Annotated in this window: 5 protein-coding genes; 4 read left to right on the forward strand and 1 reads right to left on the reverse strand. The window is 73.8% G+C overall.

The features are described from left to right. Positions 1-10 precede the first annotated feature (10 nt). Positions 11-505: a cyclic pyranopterin monophosphate synthase gene (gene moaC / locus ACY0I8_RS17295; RefSeq protein WP_459942006.1), complete on the forward strand. Its 495-nt coding sequence runs from the start codon at positions 11-13 to the stop codon at positions 503-505. Between the two features lie 25 nt (positions 506-530). On the opposite strand, the gene ACY0I8_RS17300 is transcribed toward moaC, so the two are convergent. After that, complete coding sequence (locus ACY0I8_RS17300; RefSeq protein WP_459942005.1) at positions 531-1364, reverse strand: hypothetical protein; 834 nt, start codon at positions 1362-1364, stop codon at positions 531-533. A gap of 129 nt (positions 1365-1493) precedes the next feature. Here ACY0I8_RS17300 and dksA point away from each other — a divergent pair, with 129 nt between their 5' ends. The 3 genes from dksA to ACY0I8_RS17315 form a co-directional block, all read left to right on the forward strand. Beyond that, complete coding sequence (gene dksA / locus ACY0I8_RS17305; RefSeq protein ID WP_459942004.1) at positions 1494-1853, forward strand: TraR/DksA C4-type zinc finger protein; 360 nt, start codon at positions 1494-1496, stop codon at positions 1851-1853. Then, positions 1850-2479: a hypothetical protein gene (locus ACY0I8_RS17310; protein ID WP_459942003.1), complete on the forward strand. Its 630-nt coding sequence runs from the start codon at positions 1850-1852 to the stop codon at positions 2477-2479. Before dksA ends, ACY0I8_RS17310 begins: the two co-directional genes overlap by 4 nt. A 3-nt stretch (positions 2480-2482) precedes the next feature. After that, positions 2483-3109: primosomal protein N' family DNA-binding protein (locus ACY0I8_RS17315; protein ID WP_461395743.1), on the forward strand; the 627-nt coding region annotated here is incomplete at its 3' end.

Here is a 3109-nt window from a genome sequence, read left to right on the forward strand (position 1 = left end):
AGGGCGCCCCATGAGCCGGGGCTTCACCCATTTCGACGAGTCGGGGGCGGCCCGCATGGTGGACGTGGGCGGAAAGGCCCCCACGGAGCGCCGGGCCGTGGCCGCGGCGAGCGTGTGGGTGGGACCCGAGACGTTCCGCCGCATCGTGGACCGGAGCCTGGAGAAGGGCGACGTGCTGTCGGTGGCCCGGATCGCGGGGATCCAGGCGGCCAAGCAGACCCCCTACCTGATCCCGCTTTGCCACCCCCTGGCGATCTCGTCGGTCACGATGGAGTTCGACCTCGTGGAGGAGGACCACCGGGTGGACATCCGGGCCGAGGTGAAGGTGACGGGCCGCACAGGCGTGGAGATGGAGGCCCTGACCGCGGCCAGCGTGGCCGCCCTCACGGTCTACGACATGTGCAAGGCCGTGGACAAGGGCATGGTGATCGGCGACGTGAAGCTGTTGCGCAAGGAGGGGGGGAAGAGCGGCACCTGGGTGCGCGAGGAGGCGGGCGGAGCGTAGACCGGCAGGGCGAAGACCGCTTCGATCAGAACGACCCCGACACGCTCAGCACGTGGAGCCACTCGCCCGCCCGTTGCCGGGCCTTCTGGACGGCGTAGCCGGCCTCGATGCCGTGGCCGCTCCAGCCCACCCCGGCCGAGGCGTAGTCCTTCCCGGTGTCGCCCCGCCACATCTGCCCCAGCCAGAACGTCCAGGGCGATCCCGGCCGGGTGGCCTCGGCGCCCAGGTGGAGGTCGAGGCCGCGGCTCACATCCCGGTCGAACCCCCGCACCACGTCCACCTCGAAGTTCCAGCCCCGCACGCCGGTCCAGGCGAGGCCGGCCCCCGCTCTGGGTTCCAGGAAATCGAGGGACGTGTCCACCACGTTCTCCACCGCGATCCCGATCCGCACCCCCTGGGGCCGCGCGAACAGGACCCCCACGTCGCCCGTGAACACGTCGTCCCACTCGGTCTCGCCCCGGCCCCGGCCGTGGACGTACCGGATCGTGCCGCCCCACCACTGGCCCGCCCGGCCGCCCGCGATGCCGAGGCTCAGGTCCTCCCTCTCCTCCTCGCCCTGGAGCCTCAAGTATTGGATGGCGCCGCCGAAAGGAGAGGTGGCGTTGTCGAGCACCGTGAGCCGAAGGGCGTCGAAGGCGCCCTGCCGGCGTGTCAGGTAGGCGGCACCGCCGAAGAACCCGCGCCGGATCCCGATGGCCGCCGGGTTCACCGAGGCCGCCTCCACGGGGGCGGCGAGGGCCCGGAGCGCCCCGCCCATGCCCACGGCCCGCGCGCTCAGGGCGTTGGCCAGGGGGGAGGCGGCCCAGGCGAAAAGCGGCGAGAGCACGGCGAGAACTGCCACGACGGCCGACCGAACCATGGGGGTTCTCCCTGGGTGGCGAGGTTGCTATAATCCCGGGCTTTCCGATCGGGGGATGGTACCACAACGCGGGCCCGGTGCGGCAAACCCCGGCGGCTCGCCCAACCCGTAGTCTAGGGGACACAGACGATGGACGCCGAGAAGCTGGAGTTTTTCCGGAACCTGCTGCAGGAACGGCTCGACGCCCTGTTGGGGGAGGCGCGGGCCACGATGACGGAACTCATCGAGGGCGAGGAGTCGTTTGCCGACCCCGCCGACCGGGCCACGGCCGAGTCGGATCGGGCGTTCCAGTTGCGCATCCGGGACCGCGAGCGAAAGCTCATCGCCAAGATCCAGGAGGCCCTGCAGCGGATCGACGAGGGCACCTACGGCATCTGCGAGACCTGCGGCGACGAGATCGACGAGCGCCGGCTAAAGGCCCGGCCGGTGACCACCCAGTGCATCGACTGCAAGGCCGAGGCCGAACAGCGCGAGAAGGCGGGCATGTGATCCGGCGCCTGGCCCTCCTGGGCCTTGTTCTGGTTGCGCCGGCCCTGGTCGGGTACCTGGTGCCCGGGCCGAAACTCCTCGAGCGGTGGGGGCGGGAGGCCCCGGCCCACCGGCCCGCCCTGCCGGCCGAGGTGGCATGCGGCTGGGCCGGGGGGGAGATTGCCCTGGTGGTCGGCCCAGGGGGGGAGTTGGAGGGGCGCGAGGGCTCCCTTCCGCCGGAGTTTCCCCGATCGGCCGGCATCGCCTTTCTCCTGTTCTCCGATCTGGATCCCTTCGCCTGGCGCGACGCCCTCCACCGGGCCGGGGTGGATCCGGTCCGCACCGGGTACGCCCGGTGCGACGCCTCGGCCGACGGCGTCTGCTTCACCCTGGGCGCCCGGGGGGAGGGGGAGCCGGAACTGCCCCAGGTGTGGTTCTCGCGCGAGCCCTTCCGGCCCGTGCTCGTGCGGCTTTCGGCCACGGACGAGGTGCGGGTGGGCCCGCCGGAGGCCGACGGGTGGCCGGCCGAGCTCGTTCCCCCCGACGCCGAAGCGCCGATCCGGCGTCTGGCCCCCCCGCGGCCGGCCCCCGACCGCCCCGCCCCGCCCCCGAGTTCCTTTCCGGACGACTGGCGCAAGGCGTTTTGATCCATGACCCGGTTCGCCCGAGTGGCCGTCGAACGGCCCTTGGACCGGCTCCTCCACTACCGGGTGCCCGACCACCTGGCCGAGGCGGCCCGGGTGGGGTCGCGGTGCGCCGTGCCCCTGGGCCGCACCCGGGCGGCCGGGTTCGTCGTGGGGTTCGACCCCGAACCCGAGGTGCCCCGGGTGCGCGACCTCCTGGAGGTTCTCGACCCCGAGCCGATCCTCCCGGCCGATCTTGTGGAGACGGGCCTGTGGATGGCCCGGTACTACCACCACCCCCCCGGCGAGACGTTGGCCCGGATGCTGCCGCCCCGGCTCCGGTCGCGCACCCGGCTGGGGTACCGGGCCGTGGGGGCCGGCCCCCCGGCCGGGGCGTCTTCCGCCGAACGGGCCCTGTGGGAGCGGACGGCCCGGGCGGGTACCCTTCCCCTGGCCAAACTCTCCCCGGGCGAGGCCCGGGCCGCCGCCCGGCTGTTGGCCCGGGGCGGCCTAGCCCGGCACTGGGAGGTCGAGGCGAGCGAGCCGCCCGCCGAGGAGTGGTTCCGGCTCGAGGCGGGGGCGCCCCCGGCCGAGGCGGTGGCCCCTCGCGCCCCCCGCATGGCCGAGGCCCTCGCCGCCCTGGCCGAGGGGCCG

It is taken from the genome of Deferrisoma sp., from assembly GCF_054681715.1.